This window comes from Planococcus sp. S3-L1, assembly GCF_030063085.1.
Lineage (GTDB): Bacteria > Bacillota > Bacilli > Bacillales_A > Planococcaceae > Planococcus > Planococcus kocurii.
This window is the reverse complement of record NZ_JASISN010000003.1, coordinates 168,111-184,395: the sequence shown is the minus strand read 5'-3', so window position 1 is coordinate 184,395 and position 16,285 is coordinate 168,111. Positions and strand designations below refer to the sequence as shown.

The 16,285-nt window shown below is 44.2% G+C and carries 21 protein-coding genes and 1 other annotated feature; of the genes, 1 reads left to right on the top strand and 20 read right to left on the bottom strand.

The window, feature by feature from the left end; translation table 11 throughout:
- Positions 1–16: 16 nt before the first annotated feature.
- Positions 17–613: a Holliday junction branch migration protein RuvA gene (gene ruvA, locus QMF37_RS04870; protein WP_283476916.1), complete on the bottom strand. Its 597-nt coding sequence runs from the start codon at positions 611–613 to the stop codon at positions 17–19.
- 124 nt (positions 614–737) lie between these two features.
- On the opposite strand from ruvA, the gene QMF37_RS04865 reads away from it, so the two are divergent.
- Positions 738–1,271: a transcription repressor NadR gene (locus QMF37_RS04865; protein ID WP_058385625.1), complete on the top strand. Its 534-nt coding sequence runs from the start codon at positions 738–740 to the stop codon at positions 1,269–1,271.
- Between the two features lie 92 nt (positions 1,272–1,363).
- On the opposite strand, the gene pheA is transcribed toward QMF37_RS04865, so the two are convergent.
- From pheA to pilM, 19 genes are all read right to left on the bottom strand, one after another.
- Entirely contained in the window at positions 1,364–2,227 is an 864-nt protein-coding gene (pheA, locus tag QMF37_RS04860; protein ID WP_058385626.1) for a prephenate dehydratase, read from the bottom strand.
- Between the two features lie 15 nt (positions 2,228–2,242).
- A complete protein-coding gene (locus QMF37_RS04855) occupies positions 2,243–2,695 on the bottom strand; it encodes an ACT domain-containing protein (protein WP_058385627.1) in 453 nt (150 codons plus the stop codon).
- Between the two features lie 16 nt (positions 2,696–2,711).
- The gene (gene obgE / locus QMF37_RS04850; RefSeq protein WP_058385628.1) at positions 2,712–4,001 is read right to left on the bottom strand and encodes a GTPase ObgE; all 1,290 of its coding nucleotides are present in this window, start codon (positions 3,999–4,001) and stop codon (positions 2,712–2,714) included.
- A gap of 1 nt (position 4,002) precedes the next feature.
- Positions 4,003–4,518: a Spo0B domain-containing protein gene (locus QMF37_RS04845; RefSeq protein WP_283476911.1), complete on the bottom strand. Its 516-nt coding sequence runs from the start codon at positions 4,516–4,518 to the stop codon at positions 4,003–4,005.
- A gap of 146 nt (positions 4,519–4,664) precedes the next feature.
- Complete coding sequence (gene rpmA, locus QMF37_RS04840) at positions 4,665–4,955, bottom strand: 50S ribosomal protein L27 (RefSeq protein ID WP_149456287.1); 291 nt, start codon at positions 4,953–4,955, stop codon at positions 4,665–4,667.
- Positions 4,956–4,968: 13 nt separating this feature from the next.
- The gene (locus tag QMF37_RS04835) at positions 4,969–5,298 is read right to left on the bottom strand and encodes a ribosomal-processing cysteine protease Prp (protein ID WP_058385631.1); all 330 of its coding nucleotides are present in this window, start codon (positions 5,296–5,298) and stop codon (positions 4,969–4,971) included.
- 2 nt (positions 5,299–5,300) lie between these two features.
- A complete protein-coding gene (gene rplU / locus QMF37_RS04830; RefSeq protein ID WP_058385632.1) occupies positions 5,301–5,609 on the bottom strand; it encodes a 50S ribosomal protein L21 in 309 nt (102 codons plus the stop codon).
- A 14-nt stretch (positions 5,610–5,623) separates the two neighbouring features.
- Positions 5,624–5,705 (bottom strand) — a sequence feature (ribosomal protein L21 leader region).
- A gap of 243 nt (positions 5,706–5,948) precedes the next feature.
- Positions 5,949–6,884, bottom strand: coding sequence for a nuclease-related domain-containing protein (locus QMF37_RS04825; RefSeq protein WP_283476906.1), 936 nt, complete (start codon positions 6,882–6,884; stop codon positions 5,949–5,951).
- Between the two features lie 61 nt (positions 6,885–6,945).
- A complete protein-coding gene (gene minD, locus QMF37_RS04820; protein ID WP_058385634.1) occupies positions 6,946–7,746 on the bottom strand; it encodes a septum site-determining protein MinD in 801 nt (266 codons plus the stop codon).
- A 1-nt stretch (position 7,747) separates the two neighbouring features.
- Positions 7,748–8,419 (bottom strand): septum site-determining protein MinC, encoded by a 672-nt coding sequence (gene minC, locus QMF37_RS04815; RefSeq protein WP_071154347.1) that lies wholly within the window; start codon positions 8,417–8,419, stop codon positions 7,748–7,750.
- Between the two features lie 16 nt (positions 8,420–8,435).
- Positions 8,436–8,966, bottom strand: a complete 531-nt coding sequence (mreD, locus tag QMF37_RS04810; RefSeq protein WP_071154346.1) for a rod shape-determining protein MreD — start codon at positions 8,964–8,966, stop codon at positions 8,436–8,438.
- Positions 8,963–9,847: a rod shape-determining protein MreC gene (gene mreC, locus QMF37_RS04805; RefSeq protein ID WP_058385637.1), complete on the bottom strand. Its 885-nt coding sequence runs from the start codon at positions 9,845–9,847 to the stop codon at positions 8,963–8,965. The genes mreD and mreC overlap by 4 nt, the downstream gene beginning before the upstream one ends.
- A 13-nt stretch (positions 9,848–9,860) precedes the next feature.
- The gene (locus QMF37_RS04800) at positions 9,861–10,889 is read right to left on the bottom strand and encodes a rod shape-determining protein (protein WP_071154345.1); all 1,029 of its coding nucleotides are present in this window, start codon (positions 10,887–10,889) and stop codon (positions 9,861–9,863) included.
- Between the two features lie 93 nt (positions 10,890–10,982).
- Positions 10,983–11,675, bottom strand: coding sequence for a RadC family protein (gene radC / locus QMF37_RS04795; RefSeq protein ID WP_058385639.1), 693 nt, complete (start codon positions 11,673–11,675; stop codon positions 10,983–10,985).
- Positions 11,669–12,277: a Maf family protein gene (locus QMF37_RS04790; protein WP_283476899.1), complete on the bottom strand. Its 609-nt coding sequence runs from the start codon at positions 12,275–12,277 to the stop codon at positions 11,669–11,671. The genes radC and QMF37_RS04790 overlap by 7 nt, the downstream gene beginning before the upstream one ends.
- 310 nt (positions 12,278–12,587) lie before the next feature.
- Positions 12,588–13,343, bottom strand: coding sequence for a prepilin peptidase (locus QMF37_RS04785; protein WP_283476897.1), 756 nt, complete (start codon positions 13,341–13,343; stop codon positions 12,588–12,590).
- A gap of 456 nt (positions 13,344–13,799) precedes the next feature.
- Positions 13,800–14,594 carry a pilus assembly protein PilO gene (locus tag QMF37_RS04780; RefSeq protein ID WP_283476895.1) on the bottom strand — a complete coding sequence of 265 codons (795 nt, stop codon included), beginning with the start codon at positions 14,592–14,594 and terminating at the stop codon, positions 13,800–13,802.
- Positions 14,591–15,325: a PilN domain-containing protein gene (locus QMF37_RS04775; RefSeq protein ID WP_283476893.1), complete on the bottom strand. Its 735-nt coding sequence runs from the start codon at positions 15,323–15,325 to the stop codon at positions 14,591–14,593. The genes QMF37_RS04780 and QMF37_RS04775 overlap by 4 nt, the downstream gene beginning before the upstream one ends.
- 2 nt (positions 15,326–15,327) lie before the next feature.
- Positions 15,328–16,254 carry a type IV pilus biogenesis protein PilM gene (pilM, locus tag QMF37_RS04770; RefSeq protein WP_283476891.1) on the bottom strand — a complete coding sequence of 309 codons (927 nt, stop codon included), beginning with the start codon at positions 16,252–16,254 and terminating at the stop codon, positions 15,328–15,330.
- Between the last annotated feature and the right edge of the window lie 31 nt (positions 16,255–16,285).

Below are 16,285 nucleotides of genomic sequence, written 5' to 3'. Positions count from 1 at the left end.
CGTCCGCCTCCTTTCATCAGTTTTGTTTAAGCAGTAGCTGCAGTGCTTTTTTCATAAAGCCTTCGGTATCTAAATCCAAATCGCGCAATTGTGGTTTCACTTTATTGATTTCACGTTCTGAATACCCGAGAGCTCCAAGTGCTAGCATCGCTTCTTCAAGCTCAACTAGGTCGTTTGATAAGAGCGTGGTAGTTTCTTCTGAATCGAATGGATCACCGAAAAACTCAGTCAACTTGCCTTTCAAATCCAAAATCATTTGACGAGCTGTTTTTTTGCCGACTCCAGGGAATTTTACTAAATACGATTCATCTTCGCGTTCGATCGCTTCGATGACGTGTTGCGGTTGTCCACTGGCCAAAATAGCGAGCGCACCTTTTGGACCAATACCCGATACCGAAATTAGCTTACGAAACAATTCACGTTGCTCAAATGTCGGAAAGCCAAATAACAACTGCGCGTCTTCACGCACGTGGTGATGCAAGAACACTTGCAAATCTTCTGTGCCAAACGAATACGGATTGGGTGCGAAAATCTGCCAGCCGATTCCTTGCTGTTCTATCACTAAATATTCAGGCGTTACGCGTGTAACTTTGCCTTTTATGTAATCGTACATGGACAGTCTCTCCTCCAATTCAACTCACTAATTATAGCATATTCGCACACTTAAACGAAATAAACCCACTGTTGTTCAGCACATGTTAAGATGTTCTTAACAAGTTGATAAGCGAGGGATCTTTATGAAAAAACTATTCGGTGAACAACGGCGCCAGTTTCTGTTGGAAAAAATAAAATCGTCAAACGAACCCATGACAGGCAGTGATTTGGCTGCATTGGCAAATGTGTCACGACAAGTGATCGTTGGTGACATGACCTTGCTCAAAGCAAAAGGCGAGCCAATTATCGCCACTAGCCAAGGCTATTTGTTCCTAGCTGAGCGCGTGACTGAACTAGCTACCCGGCGCATCGCTTGCCGCCACCAAGGTGAAGACACCGAACGCGAGTTAAAACTTTTGGTCCGAGCAGGCGTTACCGTAAAAGATGTGTCGATTGAGCATCCGGTATACGGTGAACTAACCGCTGGTATTCACGTAGCAACAGTCGAACAAGTCGAGGCCTTTATGCAACGCGTCCATGACACCGGTGCTAGTTATTTGCTGGAGCTAACAGACGGCACACATCTTCATACCATTACAGCAGCAAATCACGTGACACTTGAAAAAGCCATCAGTGATATGCGAGACAATGGATTTTTGCTAGAGGAAAGCGAATAAATTTTAGTGACAACCCGTCCACCTGAACAAGGTAGACGGGTTTTGCCATAAAAAAGCCCTGCAGCATTTTCCGCTACAGGGCTTGTCGTTGATCATTTGTACGTGTAGTACGATCCGAGTGTTTTGACGGTGCACCCAAGAGCGGCAAGCTCTTCAAAGGCCCCACGCATCATCGCATCTTTTTCTTCTGCTAAGACGTCCGCAATAAAGAAATAATCACCTAGCCCTGTTTTCAATGGACGTGACTCGATTTTACTCAAGTTTAGGCGGCGCCACGCAAAAACAGACAAAATTTGGTGCAAAACGCCTGAACGGTCATCATCTGGTGGCGTAATCATTAACGTTGTTTTGATTTGATCGTCATGCGCCGGGTCTGTCAGTTTGTGATCAGACTTTGACAACACGAAAAAGCGGGTATGGTTAAAATGGAAATCGTGAATATCCCGTTGCAAAATATCCAACCCGTATTTATGCGCAGAGAATTCATTGCCAATCGCTGCGATGTTGCGTTCCGGTAATTCCGAAACCATTTTAGCTGCAGCCGCTGTTGAACTGTATTGTTCTAACGGCGTATTTTTGTATGTATAAAAAAGGTATTTGTGGCATTGCGCCAAAGCGTGTGGATGCGAATAAATCGCTTCAAACGATTCCGCGTTGCGGTTTTCAGGGTGCACCAACAAATGTTGTTCGATTGAAGATAATACTTCAGCCGTCACATACAATTGCGCTTCGTGGAATAAATAATCCACAGTCAGTGGAACCGATCCTTCTAACGCATTTTCCAGCGGCACGACAGCGTAATCTACGCTGCCTTCTGCCACTGCTTCTATGCATTCAGGAATGGTTGTAAAAGGTACCAGTGTCTCTCCGGGGAAAACTTTTGTTGCCGCAAGGTGTGTAAATGACGCTTCCGGCCCTAAATATGAAATTCGTTTACTTACAGCGTGTCCAGTCATTTAAACATTCCTCCATTAAGATGCTCCACTTGATACCACATCAGCCGACTCGACAAAATCGAGTTTTTTTAGCTGGTGCAAAAATACGTCCAAATCCCCATCCATTGCTGTTACGTCCAGAGACAAAGTGACGTTTGCCCGTCCTTGAATTGGAATCGTTTGGTGGATGGTCAAAATATTACAGCCATTTTCAGCAACTGCCTGCAAAAGTGTCGCGAGGGTTCCTGAGCGGTCTTCTAATTGTAAGAAAACCGTCAAGATCCGTTCTTTGACAATCGAATGGAACGGAAAAACAGCGTCCCGATATTTATAAAACGCAGAGCGTGAAAGACCTGTTTTGTTGACTGCGTCCATAATGGAAATGCGATCGTTTTGCAGCATTTTTTTCACTTCGAGCGTTTTTTGCATCGCTTCTGTCAAAACATCTTCACGCACTAAATAATACCGTTGCTCCGAAATATCCTTCATTCAAGCTACCTCCGCATCAATCCATAAATTCAAATTCGAATTCAAGCAAGCGAACCGTGTCGCCATTTTCTGCTCCACGTTCACGAAGAGCGTCATCAATTCCCATACCGCGCATTTGGCGAGAAAAACGGCGAATTGAATCTTCACGAGAAAAGTCCGTCATCTTGAACATCCGTTCAATGGCATAGCCAGTCAAGATGAACGCACCGTCAGGACCACGCGTAATGTCAAAGCCATCTGCATCGGTTTCGTGTTTGTAAAGAACAGTGCTTTCTGAATCGGCTTCTTCTTCGTCGATCAATGGGAACTCCGGCGTTACTTCAATAACGTCAGCAATAGCGAACAATAAGTTATTCAACCCTTTGCGTGACAATGCAGAGATTGGGAAAATGCGTGCATCTTCCGGTAATTTCTCACGGAATTTCGCTAAGTTCTCTTCAGAATCGGGCATATCCATTTTGTTGGCAACAATCAATTGCGGACGTTCCGTCAAACGCATGTTGTATTGTTTTAATTCTTCGTTAATCGTTACATAATCATCGTAAGCGTCGCGACCTTCAAGACCGGACATGTCAATCACGTGAATAATCACACGCGTACGTTCGATATGACGCAAGAATTGATGACCAAGACCAACTCCTTGGTGAGCGCCTTCAATTAATCCAGGAAGATCGGCCATAACAAAGCTGCGTTGATCTTCTGTTTCAACCATGCCCAAGTTTGGAACAATTGTTGTAAAATGGTATTCAGCAATTTTCGGCTTTGCTGCCGAAACAACGGACAAAAGAGTCGATTTCCCGACACTCGGGAATCCTACAAGTCCAGCATCTGCCAATACTTTCAATTCCAAAATAACGTTACGCTCATAACCCGGTTCGCCTTTTTCAGACAATTCTGGTGCAGGGTTTGCAGGCGTCGCAAAACGTGAGTTCCCACGTCCGCCGCGTCCGCCTTTAGCGATAACAGCCGTTTGGCCATGTTCGACTAAATCCGCAATGGTTTCGCCCGAATCGACGTCTTTTACTACTGTGCCTGGTGGAACTTTAATAAACGTGTCTTCTGCTTTAGCACCGTGCTGGTTTTTGCTCATGCCGTGTGTTCCACGTTCCGCTTTAAAAATCCGTTTGTAACGGAAATCCATTAGCGTACGAAGTCCCTCTTCAACGATAAAAACGATATTTCCGCCTTTACCACCATCTCCACCGGCAGGTCCGCCATTTGGTACATATTTTTCGCGACGGAATGCAACCATGCCATCTCCGCCGTCGCCACCTCTAACATAAACTTTTACGTGATCGACAAACATATTATCCCTCCATCTGTGCGCGAACAACAATCATAACGCTGTCTTCGCTGCACTCTTTTGTTACTGTGAATCCAGCTGATTCCATTAGTTTTAAATCTAGCCAACTCCCTGGACCTGTAATGCTTATTTCAAAAAACGAGCTACTGGATGTCAATAAAATTTCGCTACTGTACACCTCATATGGAGTCAGGTGTAGTTTTGCTGATTGAACGAAATCTTCCAGAAAACGCCGCAATTCGGCGTCTTTTTGTGCAGGTGCCTGAACCGCCAAACACATTACCTGAAAATCAAATTCCAGAAAGCGCCAATTTGCCGTCAACAGCCATTCTTCTGTCAGCGGCAGACCGATGTCGGCCAGCCGACTGGCATGCATAGACGCTTCGGCATGCGAACGAATTATCGCTTGCGCCTCTTGTAGACGGCCAAGATCCAAATTCATTTTGATTAATTGAAGGTCGTTTAAAAAATCATGGCGCGCATGCCGAAGCGATTGTGCCACTGTCATTGGTTTTCCCATACGTCACGTCCCGATTCAGCTTCTTATTTCAGTATACCAACAATTCGCAGCAAATTCCTAAAATAATGTATTCTGTTCGTCTCGCAGACGGTGCCTATTATTTTCAAAAGAAAAAGGACTGCGAAAGCAGCCCTTTTCGTTTTGTATTAAGCTTCTTGTGCAACTGGATATACGCTAACTTTTTTCTTATCGCGTCCGTAACGTTCAAAACGTACGATTCCGTCGATTTTAGCAAAAAGTGTATCGTCTCCGCCGCGTCCAACGTTCTCGCCCGGATAAATTCTAGTACCGCGTTGACGGTATAAAATTGAACCACCAGTAACTTCTTGGCCGTCTGCACGTTTTGCGCCAAGGCGTTTAGATTCAGAGTCACGTCCGTTTCTCGTTGAACCTACACCTTTTTTGGATGCAAAAAACTGAAGATCTAATCTTAACATTCTGTCCCACCTCCTAAGCTGTGAAGGTTATTTTAATATATTCTTCATAGTCTTGTTCAATCGTTTTTAACGAAACAATCATTGCGCGTACCAGCAGTTGAACCTGCTCGTCCGTCTTGTCATTCAGGTTGTTCGGAAAACTGACTTTTAAAAAGCCGCTGTTTGCCTGCTGAATTTCTGGTTCGATTCCCGTCAGCTCCATGATGGCGTTCACCGCTCCAAAAGAGACAGCAGACGCTCCAGCACATACGAGGTCTTGCCCATGTTCAGCATAATCCGCATGACCTGACATTTCAAAAGACGAAATGCGTTTTGACGTTTCCTTTACAGTTACAAGTATCATTCTTACAGGTTAATCGCATCGATAGTCAATTTCGTGTATGGCTGACGATGACCTTTTTTTCTATGGTAGTTCTTTTTCGCTTTATAAGTGAAAACTGTGATCTTTTTAGCGCGGCCGTTTTTAACAACTTTAGCCGTAACAGTAGCTCCTTCAACAAAAGGAACACCCACTTTAGTATCATCTCCACCTACAAATAGAACTTTATCAAAAGTGATCACGTCACCAGCTTCTCCAGTTAATTTCTCAACGTAGATTTCTTGGCCCGCTTCAACTTTGATTTGTTTTCCACCAGTTTCAATAATTGCGTACATATCCTTGCACCTCCTCTAAGATTAAGACTCGCCTATTCAGGTGACTTGCCGAAGCAACTTCTTAATGTAACCTGATTCGAGCGGTTGCAGCACGGTGCGCTACAAACATAACATTAGAATAATACCATGCGGCAACTAGTCGAGTCAATAGACAATGTTAGTTTTTATGAAACTGCTTGTGCGGCTCGGAGTTTTTATTTGTGTGAGGTGCGGTTATCTCGGCGCGAGGTGCGGTCTTTCGCGTTTGAGGTGCGGTTACCCCGGCGCGAGGTGCGGTCTTTCGCGTTTGAGATGCGGTTACCCCGGCGCGAGGTGCGGTCTTTCGCGTTTGAGGTGCGGTCACTTATAAATGCGACCAAAATAAGCTCTTAGTAAATCACGATTTTCAATAATCTGTCGCTTGCCTCGTACATTACTCTTGGGTGCTGATTTTTCGAGTAGCCGGTACAACACGTATTTGTCTTTGACACCAAGCAACTGGTACGCAACCCGCGTGTCGAGTTTATTGCCAAACAGCACTGCGTATTCTTGCAGCGTGACTTCGTGTGCATCGCGCGAAGTAAAATCACATCCGTCGCAATGCCATTTACGTTCTTGCCAGAAGAGTGGACAGTTGCGGCATGTTGGACAAGTCACACCAAGACGCAGTGAATCGAGCGTGATTTTCTGGCGCTCGAGCCAGTGGCGATTGGCATTGCGCACGGGCAATCCCTGCAGCCTTGCTGTTATTGTCGCGACATTAAAAAGTTTCGCTCCGTGCGCTAGTTGTTCTAAATGAAACGGCAAATAATCGAGCGATACGACCGGATACTGTTTTGGCGCCTCCACTACTTTTCCTGAGCGACTCGCCAAAACGATGACGCCGTGTACGGGAACGCCGAGAAATCCAGAAGTTGCCTTTACCGCTCGGTGCAATTGTGCTTCTGGATTACGCATTCCTTCTCTGCGTCCATCAATCATTCGGTGAAACTGAAAATTCACTGAGTCAAAATAAAATTCGCCGATCATGTTCTTTACTTCCAGCACACAAACAAAATCCGCGTGTACGAGCAATAAGTCAATTTGCGCATTTCCTTCTTTATACGGCATATGCACATCACTCAGAAATACTGCTCCTGGTAAATCCAACTCTCTTTTCAATAAACTTGCCGTACGCTGTTCACCACTTGCACCTGCTAAAGAATTTTTCAGTTCAGACAACACGACTTGCTTTGATTCATGCGCTACACACAAACGTTCTGCCGCGACCATTTGCATCAGTAAAAATTCGTTCATTCGACACCTCCCAAAAGTTTTAAAAAAAGCCTTCGCTCCAATAGCGAAGGCTCAGAATATGTTATTTTGTGAAAACGGCTTTGATTTTTGTGAACAAGCTTGGTGGCGCTTTTTCCATGCTCATTAATGGCACTGATTCTCCGAGTAAGCGGCGCGCAATGTTGCGGTAGCCAAGTGCTGCGGTGTTTGACGGATCCATCACGATCGGTTCGCCTTTGTTTGAGCTCGAAATAACGCGCTCGTCATCTGCGATAATCCCCAAAAGGTCAATCGATAAATGCGTTGTAATTTCATTGACATCTAGCGCTTCTCCCGCTTTCATCAAATGTGGACGAATGCGGTTGATGATCAAACGCGGTGCGTCGATGTTTTCTTCAAGTTCCAGTAACCCAATGATGCGATCAGCATCACGAACAGCTGAAATTTCAGGAGTTGTCACGACAATTGCGTGATCTGCTCCAGCTACGGCATTTTTATAGCCTTGCTCAATACCAGCCGGGCAATCGATGATAACAAAATCGTAATCTTTTTTCAGTTCCGTTACCAATTCTTTCATTTGTTCAGGGTTGACGTCATTTTTATCAGCCGTTTGTGCAGCTGGCAATAAATACAACATATCTTCAAACCGTTTGTCTTTAACAAGGGCTTGATGCACTTTGCAACGGCCTTCTAAGACATCGATCAAATCGTAGATAATGCGATTTTCTAAACCGAGAATAACGTCTAGATTACGTAATCCAATATCGGTGTCGATTAGGCATACCCTTTTTCCTTGAAGAGCCAATGCAGTGCCGAGGTTGGCGGTTGTCGTCGTTTTACCGACGCCTCCCTTGCCTGATGTTATTACGATAGCTTCTCCCACACTAGCTTCCTCCTTTAAACGTTGAAATTTGCGGACGAATAAACCGCAATTCCTGCAAACGGTCAATGATGATTGTGCCATTTGTATGTAAATAAGCGCATTCCATTTCCGGTTGTTCCGAAAGACTAGACAATTCGTCTGTCATCGTTTCCAATTCGTCGTGAATTTTCAATTGCGTTGCTTCTAACCACGATGCCGCAATAACTGCGTCACGATTGCCCTTTGTCCCTGCATGCGCCGCGCCTTTTAGTCGGCCCAGTACATAGACACTGCCGCCTGCTTCTACCCGACCATTGGGGTTAACATCTCCAATAACGACCAAATCGCCTTCAGCTTTAATCACTTGACCCGACCGAACAATGCCGACATAGGTTTCCGACTGACTTTCAAGAATTTTTTGTTCACTTTCTTGAACTGTCAAGATATCACTTGTCGTTGCGATTACCTTTAAATGAGGATTTGTTGACACCACTTTGCTTAGTTCTTGAATCTGGCTGTCTGTGCAATAGCGTTTGTTCAAATGCACCGTGACTTCGGTATCGCTGTCAAGCGCAGGATCCGATACTTTCGCTGCTACTTCAACCAATAAATCCGCATACGCACATTGATCGTCAAGATACAGCACAAGTCCTTTATTTTTCCCTTTAATCGTAACGAGATTTTTCAAAAAAATGTCACCTGCGCTTTCATTAATATAACCCTATCTTATTGTCACGCTCAGATAATTGCGTGACCATTACCGACTTGAAAACCCAGCCGAGCATCACCAAGAAAATGGAGTTGGCGATCATCGTTGGCCATAACCGCGTCGTGATAAATGTACCAAGCGGCATTCCTGTTAATGAAATAAGCAGGAAGAATTGGTAAAGCAAAAATTCGAACAATGCCAATAAAACAAGTGTCAGCAAGGTTGCCGTCAATAAATTCCGGGGGATTCTTTTGAATGCGAACGCCGCAACCAGACAAATAGCTGGATACAAAAAAGAATATAACCCAATAATATCAATGTAAAAGACATCATACAAGAGCCCGAAAAATAATCCGTAAAACATCGCATGCTTTAAATCATAATAAAGCGTCAAGAAAATCAAGAACATAATTAAAAAACGTGGCACGATGTAATTCAATTCACCGTCAATATTGAGCGGCGAAAAAAGACCGAAAACCGGTTCCATGAAAAACAGGACGAGGCAGATCAACGGGATAAGAAAACGGATCATGATTCATCGTCTCCTGTCACGCCATTGTCTTCACCGTCCACTTCCGGCATCAATCGGTCTGCGATAATTACATGGTTTAAAAGAGAAAAATCCGCAGCGGGCTTAACATAAGCAAGCTTTGTCAACCCAAACTCATCAATCGTCACTTCTGTGATGGTGCCGATTAAAATACCTTTTGGAAAAATACCACCAAGTCCACTCGATATCACTTGATCGCCTTTTTTCAATTCAATATTGGCGTCAATCCGCTTTAACAGAAGTTCACGACGTTCTGCGTCGTATCCTTCAATTAAGCCAAAAACGTCTTTTGCACCACCAACGACCATTGCAGAAACACGGTAATTTGGATTGATCGTAGAAATCAACTCGACAGTTGACGTCGTCGGTGTGGTCAATGTGACTTTCCCAATCAAACCGCTCGCCGTCATAACGGCCATATTTACTCCGACGCCTTGATTTGAACCTTGGTTAAGAATAATTTTTTCTTCCCATTGATCGGGATTTCGCGCGATAACCGTAGCCTGAATTGGATTGTAATCACGCAGCGATTGTTCTTTGCCGGTAATTTTTTTCAATTCTTCGTTTTCAGAACGCAAGTCCTTAACTTCAGCCTGCACTCCTGCAAATTCTTCTAAACGCGTTTTTAGATGCTGGTTTTCTTCAAATGTATTTAATAAAGAATCCACATTTTCAAAAATTCCAGTGACAAAATGAGCAGGACGTGAAAACACCGACTGCCCCGCTCCAACAGCATCTTTTATAAGTTGTTCCGGAAGCGACACATTGTCACGATCACGGAGCGAAAAAGAAATCAGGGCAACGAGCAGGATGACACCCAACAGCAGCAATATGAGCCGCTTGTTCGTAAAAAGCTGTGGCATATTGCCATCCTCCTTATTTAATTGATAACTGACGTCGGAATTTCTCGATATTTTCCAACGCCTTGCCTGTACCGAGCGCGACACAATCCAGTGGATATTCGGCAATCGATACGGGCATCAGCGTCTCAGCCGAAATAACACGGTCGAGATTTTTCAAAAGTGCGCCTCCGCCTGTTAACACAATACCATTTTCTAACACATCTGCGCTCAACTCAGGCGGTGTTTTTTCTAAAGTCGCTTTAATACCTGCGACAATAGCGGCTACTGGTTCACTCAAGGCTCCGGCAATTTCTTCGGAAGTCACTTGCAAAGTTTTTGGAAAACCGGTCAACAAGTCACGTCCACGAATTTCCATCGAAGCATCCTTGTCATCGGTTTCCATCATGCGCGCAGAACCGATACCAACTTTAAGTGCTTCCGCTGTTCTTTCACCTATCAACACATTATAGGTTTTTCGGATATACTGCGTAATTTCCATATCTAAGGCATCTCCTGCTACACGAATCGATTCGCTCGAAACAATGCCGCCTAAAGAAATAACCGCCACTTCAGTCGTTCCACCTCCAATATCGACGACCATACTGCCAACAGGTTCCCAAACTGGCAAATCTGCGCCAATCGCTGCTGCAAAAGGTTCTTCAATCGTGAACGCTTCACGCGCTCCCGCTCCGTGAGCAGCATTTAACACAGCGCGCTGTTCCACTGACGTAATGCCGTAGGGCACACAAATCAGTACCACACCGCTTTTCCATTTACCGCCTGCTGCTTTAAACGCTTCAGCTAAACAATGCTTGATCATCGTCAACGTGGTATCGTAATCGGCGATCACTCCGTCACGCATTGGACGAATCGCGACAATTGAGTTTGCGGTACGGCCCATCATGTTTTTAGCTTGGTTGCCGACTGCCACGATTTCGCCATTTTTTTTATTTTTAATGACTACAGAAGGTTCGCGAAGAACGATTCCTTTGCCTTTAATATAGACCAATGTATTTGCAGTACCTAAATCAATTCCAACATCTTTTAAACCAAATCCAAACACGTTTTTTCTTCCCTTCCATTACAAGCCGTATTTCGGCAATTGTGTTGACACAATACCACTCATTATAGACGAAAAGAAAAAAAATAAACAGTGCTACATGAACCCCTTTTCTTTCAACGAAATGAATTGGTGGTCACCGATAATGACGTGATCAAGAAGTTCAATGCCGATGATGCTACCGGCTTCGACGAGTCGTTTCGTCACATTGATATCTTCTGGAGAAGGCGCTGGATTTCCTGAAGGATGGTTATGTGCACAGACAATAGAAGCTGAAGAACGGCGCACCGCTTCACGAAAAATTTCACGAGGATGAACAATAGAGGCGTTTAGGCTCCCAACAAATATAGTTTGGCGATGCATCACTTGGTTTTTAATATTGAGGAATAAGACGACAAAATGTTCTTGCTTGAGGGAAGTCATATCGGCCATCAAATAAGAAGCCGCATCTTTTGGAGAACGAATGGTGAATTTTGTATCCGTTTGTTTCGAAGACAAACGGCGGCCCAGTTCTACCGCGGCAAGCAGTTGAACGGCTTTTGCTTGGCCGATGCCGTTGATTGCCACCATCTCTTCGATGGTGGCATTTTTCAATTCTTGAATTTGTTCAAAATGAGTGAGAATCCGATTAGCCAAATGCAATACCGATTCTTGTTTGCTGCCTGTGCGCAGCAAAATCGCAATCAGTTCTTGATTCGACAAAGCCGCTGCACCTTGATTGATGAGTCGTTCACGCGGACGGTCAGAAACATGGACGTCGCGGATCATTAACGATGTTTCGTTTAGCATCTGACACTGCTCCCTTCTAAGTAGATAAATCCGGCACTGACAAGTTTCTGTGTTAATGCAGCAATGGGCAAACCGACGACTGCGTTGTAGTCCCCTTGAATTTCTTTAACGAACAAGCCAGAAAGCGTTTGTATGCCATATGCACCTGCTTTGTCATACGGATCTTCCGTATCGGTATAGGCGTCAATCCATGCCTCTGGCAAATCAAAAAACGTCACTTTAACTGTTTCGTAAAATGTGTGCTCACTGGTATCTTGCACAACCGTAACGGCCGTAATCACTTGATGTGTGCGACCCGATAATTTCTGCAAGTAGCCTGTAGCTTGTTCTTTATTTTTGGGTTTCAATAAAACCTCATCACCTAAAACGACAATGGTATCCGAACCGATCACGATGGCGTCCGTGCGTCTGGCCGCAACTTCCTGTGCTTTTTGCGCAGCGCATGCTAAAACATAACCAAGTGCCGTTTGAAACTGCTGCGGATCCGGTTCATCTTTGGTGCTTGGGATAACCTCAAAATCAACACCAAGCATCCTTAAAAGCTCCTGACGACGCGGTGATTGTGATGCAAGAACAACTAGGAAATCAGTTTTAAACTTCATGATGAGAATCGCTCCTTTTTCAAGAATCATACCACCTAACGAATCTCCAAAACAAATGAAGAAAAATGAATTTTGGCCGTATTAAGCGGTTGAAAAATAAGATTTGACCGATTAGATTTGCAAAAAGCGCTGTCTGTAGCGGTTGAAAATTGAGATTTACGAGAAACAGAAATTCCCAAGCACCGGTGTGTCCAGTCGTTAAGCAAAACCGGACGTTCGTTCGCTTATCTCGCTTGTTGCAGGAGCCAAGCGGTCGGTAAAGGAGAACTGCCTGTTACGTTTCAAAATAGAAAAGGATGAAGCCTCAGCTTCACCCTAGAAAATTCATATACCATGCAAGCAACCCGTCTCCCCAAAAACAAACGATGACAGCCGCTAACGCGATCGACGGGCCAAATGGAATCGGTGTCTTGCGTCCTTTTTTCGTGACGCGCAATTGAATAATACCGACAATCGCTCCGATAAACGAAGCGAAAAACAAGGTCATGAGCGTTCCCACTGTCCCGAGCACCAAGCCGATGACAAAAAACAATTTGATGTCGCCACCACCCATGCCGCCTTTCGAAACAACCGCAATCAAAAACAGTAAGCCAAATCCAACAACGGCTCCAAGTAAACTATCCCACCACGGATCTAACGGAACAAACAAACGAAAACCGAGCAACACGACTGCGAACGGCAAGAGCACTTTATCCGGAATGAGCATATACGCGATGTCTGACACGGTGATGATGACCAATAGCGACACAAACAGGATCGCAACGACAAATTCTGGCGTAAAGCCAAATACCAAAAATGATGCCACGAATAAAACCGCAGTCACGGCTTCCATTAACGGATAAACCCAGTGAATCTTAGCACCACACGTTCGGCATTGACCTCTTAAAAACAGATAAGAAAACACCGGTACCAAATCAATTGCCGTTAAGCGCCGTTCGCAATTGGTGCAATGCGAAGGCGGGTAAGCAATCGATTGTTTTTTCGGCACACGTAAGCCGACAACATTAAAAAAGGAACCAAAAACAAGACCAAACAAGCCAATAAAAACCGAATAAGTCAGTACCATAGAAACCCTCTTTGCTTTAGTTTTTTGGGGAATAGTTAGTGATATAGTTGAAGAAATCGCTGCAGGCGGACGCTTTCCGCGGACGAAGCGCTGAGCCTCCTCGTCGCAGGCTCCTGTGGGGTCTCACCACTCCGTTTTTCCGCAGGAGTCGCCGCCTTACGTTCTTTCTTCTAAGGTTTTCATTCAAAAGTTCGTATTCCACGCTACAAAAAAGACAGCTTGAATTTGGCTGATCATAAATTTTTCTTAGAGTAGATACAAACTTATATTTAAGAGTCCACATTAGAGATATGGAGCAAAACAGCGTAGACTCCCGCAAGCCCACAGGAAAGCGAAGTTGCTTTGCGGAATATCTAGAAGTAAAACTTCATAACTCGACTTATACACAAATCTTCAAACCACCCCTACCAAAAAAAGAGAAATCGCAATGATTTCTCTGATTTTTCTTTATCTTTATTACCGATTTACAGCTTCTGCATTTTCTTGCACTTCTACTTCTACCTTTACTTCGGTTTCAGAATCGTCGGTTGAAACTCCGGTTTCTTCTTGCGTTGTTTCCAGCGCTTCTTCTTCAGGTGCAACTAAGCTAGTGCCGTCATTCTGAGGCAAGGGGTTTACTTTTTTGGCTGGTGCTGGAGAATCAACTTTCAACGATCCATCTGCAAGTTCTATCAAATCCGGTCGGTAAAATGCTGAAAAGGATACGGAAACTGTTAGTGGTTCGCTTATTTGATCGGCTTTTGTCAATTCTGGATTTGCAGTGAAATCAATAGCTCCTACAACCATAATTCGTTCCATCTGCTCGATTTCTTTGATGAAAGTTGCAATACTTTTATAATCTCTGGCATTAAATTCAACAGCCGTAACAATTTCTTGCACGTTCTCTAATCCTTCTACCGGCTGAAGTAATGTCAAAGGTGCCTCCACAAAGTTTACAGACGTCACAAAAGTCTGCGAGATCAATTCAGCTTGCTCAATTTGCAAAAGGATTAAGTCTGTTAATGGCTCAACAGAAACTTTTTGTTGCAAATCCCTTACACTAATTTTCTCAGTTGGAGGTGCTGCTTTTTGCTGCACTTCTAAAGCCATCAACACTTCTTTTTCCGCAGTTAATAATTGCTCGGACTGAAGACGTGCATCTTTCGCTGGTATATACAAAGAAAAATAGGAATACGCTGCACTTCCTGCTAAAAAAATTGCCGCTAACACGATCAAGGCTAGTTCTTTTTGTCGTTTAGTCCAGTTGCTCATTGAACATCCCCCTCAGATTCTTCAGGAACCGTTTCTTCTACCGGCGGGGTGTCTGTAACAGGCGGTTCTTCTACAACAGGAACCTCTTCTGTTGTTGGGGCTTCCGTTATCGTTCCATCAGCATTGACCGTGCCTTCGGCGGCTGGCAAACGTTCATCTATGTAAATCAAACTGTACGTAGCTAAATAACGTGGATTTTCTATTAACGCTTCTGGATCCTCAATAGATCCTTCTTCTTCCTCGATCAAATCCAATTCTTCGTTCGTTACAGAATCCAGTGTAGCTGACTCTAAAAATTCAGAAGCCTTTAACTGAGTCAAGTAATAAGCGGCTTCACGAGACGTATCGAATTGAATGGTTAACGTACCTAAGTTCGGTTTAACAAATGAAAACGAATCAAAAAATCCACGTTTGGGTAAACGGGAAACAAGGTCACCAAGCAGTGGCACAGTATCAAATTGATAGCCTTCTGCCCACACAACCGTTGCTTGCAATTGCTGCTCATCATTTAACCCAATAGACGCTTCTAATTGTGCACGAATTGCTTCACTTTGACTCGTGACCAATGTGTATTCTGCATCTGTTGCGACTTGCTGCTTGCTCTGTGACTGTGCCATAAAGAAAAAAGTCGCCCATATTAAAACAGCCGCCAATATAATGCCAAGCACCGCAAAAAGGGCAACGGGACGTTCCCGTTCTTTTTGCGGCAATAAATTAATATCTACTAACATGCTTACACCTCTTTCAGGGCTAAACCGATGGCACGGTTAAACCGTTCGGGAACGCTATCGTTTAATTCGGACGGGATGGGTTTCATGACAATCGGATAAACAGGCACGGATAGCCGGTTTTCAAGTCTAGCTTGAAGTTCTGGCCAATTGTCCAATCCATTAAAAATGACTTTCGTAATCCCCGCTTCGCCAGCATTCATACTATAACGATAAAAATTGCCCAATTTTTCAGCTTCTGTTTCTATCTCTTCTATCAATATAGCGGAGTCCAAGAAATCTTCTTCAGCCAACTGGAATTCAACGGGACGCATGAACAGCGGATAATGTTCATGAAAAATTGACACCGTCATTTTTTTCGATTGGAGATCAATCATCATAATATGTTCTTCTTCGGCAAAATCGTGTTGCACGTACGCCAAGCGATATAAAGCGAGCGGCGTAATGTCTGCCACTGCCGCTTTCATCTTCGCTCCGTCAAACAGCTGTTCATAGGAACGGATTACGGATTCTTTTGAAGCGATGATCAACACTTCAGCATTGTCGTTGTAAGGTACAACATCGAACACCGGGTCTTCAAAAGGCAGATACAGCGTCGAACCGATTTCAATAAAGAAATGGCCTTTTAGCTCATCAACTTTAACACCTTGGGGAAACGTAACTTTGCGGATAATAACGAATTCGTCAGGGGCGAGGAATCGGACTGACTTCTTAGAGAGACCCCACTGATGGACAGCCTCATCGAGTAACGAACCAAGCGCCTTCACGTCGACAATTTCACCATCTTTGATAATCCCAGGCGGAAGAGCCATCTCTTCCGCTTGGCTTATATGGAGCGGTTCTGTGGTTTTGAACTCCACATAGCGGATGGCATCTTCTTCTATAGTCATTGTCACAACACGCGCTTTTTTCGTTAAAAACGATAAGGCCATTTTTTCAGCTCCTAAATAGTTTGTTACAGTA

Coding starts and splice junctions, on each gene's coding strand:
- rplU (WP_058385632.1), bottom strand. CDS start 5,609: ATGTACGCAATTATTGAAACTGGTGGAAAACAAATCAAAGTTGAAGCG.
- QMF37_RS04775 (WP_283476893.1), bottom strand. CDS start 15,325: ATGTTAGTAGATATTAATTTATTGCCGCAAAAAGAACGGGAACGTCCC.
- QMF37_RS04790 (WP_283476899.1), bottom strand. CDS start 12,277: ATGAAGTTTAAAACTGATTTCCTAGTTGTTCTTGCATCACAATCACCG.
- QMF37_RS04845 (WP_283476911.1), bottom strand. CDS start 4,518: ATGGGAAAACCAATGACAGTGGCACAATCGCTTCGGCATGCGCGCCAT.
- pilM (WP_283476891.1), bottom strand. CDS start 16,254: ATGGCCTTATCGTTTTTAACGAAAAAAGCGCGTGTTGTGACAATGACT.
- QMF37_RS04835 (WP_058385631.1), bottom strand. CDS start 5,298: ATGATACTTGTAACTGTAAAGGAAACGTCAAAACGCATTTCGTCTTTT.
- QMF37_RS04780 (WP_283476895.1), bottom strand. CDS start 14,594: ATGAGCAACTGGACTAAACGACAAAAAGAACTAGCCTTGATCGTGTTA.
- QMF37_RS04855 (WP_058385627.1), bottom strand. CDS start 2,695: ATGAAGGATATTTCGGAGCAACGGTATTATTTAGTGCGTGAAGATGTT.
- QMF37_RS04865 (WP_058385625.1), top strand. CDS start 738: ATGAAAAAACTATTCGGTGAACAACGGCGCCAGTTTCTGTTGGAAAAA.
- QMF37_RS04785 (WP_283476897.1), bottom strand. CDS start 13,343: ATGGTACTGACTTATTCGGTTTTTATTGGCTTGTTTGGTCTTGTTTTT.
- mreC (WP_058385637.1), bottom strand. CDS start 9,847: ATGCCACAGCTTTTTACGAACAAGCGGCTCATATTGCTGCTGTTGGGT.
- ruvA (WP_283476916.1), bottom strand. CDS start 613: ATGTACGATTACATAAAAGGCAAAGTTACACGCGTAACGCCTGAATAT.
- mreD (WP_071154346.1), bottom strand. CDS start 8,966: ATGATCCGTTTTCTTATCCCGTTGATCTGCCTCGTCCTGTTTTTCATG.
- QMF37_RS04825 (WP_283476906.1), bottom strand. CDS start 6,884: ATGAACGAATTTTTACTGATGCAAATGGTCGCGGCAGAACGTTTGTGT.
- radC (WP_058385639.1), bottom strand. CDS start 11,675: ATGCTAAACGAAACATCGTTAATGATCCGCGACGTCCATGTTTCTGAC.
- obgE (WP_058385628.1), bottom strand. CDS start 4,001: ATGTTTGTCGATCACGTAAAAGTTTATGTTAGAGGTGGCGACGGCGGA.
- rpmA (WP_149456287.1), bottom strand. CDS start 4,955: ATGTTAAGATTAGATCTTCAGTTTTTTGCATCCAAAAAAGGTGTAGGT.
- pheA (WP_058385626.1), bottom strand. CDS start 2,227: ATGACTGGACACGCTGTAAGTAAACGAATTTCATATTTAGGGCCGGAA.